At 73.7% G+C, this 707-nt stretch carries 1 protein-coding gene and 1 pseudogene; both read right to left on the bottom strand.

Annotated elements, in window-relative coordinates; genetic code table 11:
- Positions 1 to 219 (bottom strand): annotated as a pseudogene (locus UO65_RS04460) (serine protease); the annotation flags it as partial.
- Positions 220 to 395: 176 nt separating this feature from the next.
- Positions 396 to 707, bottom strand: a 312-nt coding sequence (locus UO65_RS04455) for a trypsin-like serine protease (RefSeq protein WP_035279007.1), incomplete at its 5' end; no start/stop codon positions are given.

Here is a 707-nt window from a genome sequence, read left to right as displayed (position 1 = left end):
GGTGTACATCGCGCCGCCGCAGCCCATCGACAGCCGCACCATCCACGGGAACTCGCCCTGCGCGGCCTGGGTGCCGCCGACGACCTGCGGGGTGATCGGCCCGTCGTCGGTGGGCGGTGCCGCGCTCGCGTGCGCCGCGGCCCCCGCCACCAGGGTGGCGGCGCCCGCGGCGACCAACACCGCCCGGCGGAGCCTGCTGTACCACTTGCCCTCGGTCACTGTTCTTCCTTTCCCGGACCCTGTCGGCAGGGAGGCCCGGTGCGTTGCGCTGTGGACTCCGTCGGTGCGGACTCCAGTGTGGACGGGATGGCACGGCCACGCCTCGGGCCCGGCGGAGCGGACCCGAGGCGTGGCGGTGACCGGCGCCGGGTGCCCCCGGGGTGCCGGTGCGGGGGCTACAGCGTCGCAGCCTTCGCGGCGATCGCCGCTGACAGGGCGCTGACCTGGGCGTACACGCCCGGGTAGTTCGGCCGGGCGCAACCCTGGCCGTAGGAGACGATCCCGACCTGGACCCAGTTGTTGTTGGCGTCGCGGCGCACCATCGGCCCGCCGGAGTCACCCTGACAGGTGTCGACCCCACCCTGCGGGTAACCGGCGCAGATCTCCACCGCGGTCTTCATGCTCGGGTACGCCGACCGGCAGCTCGTGTCGCTGACGAACGGCACGTTCGCCTTGAGCAGGTAGCGCTGCTGGGCGCCGCCCTCGGT

This window comes from Actinokineospora spheciospongiae (genome assembly GCF_000564855.1).
GTDB lineage: Bacteria > Actinomycetota > Actinomycetes > Mycobacteriales > Pseudonocardiaceae > Actinokineospora > Actinokineospora spheciospongiae.
Note: the sequence above shows the minus strand (reverse complement) of the source record. Positions and strands in the feature narration are given on the sequence as shown.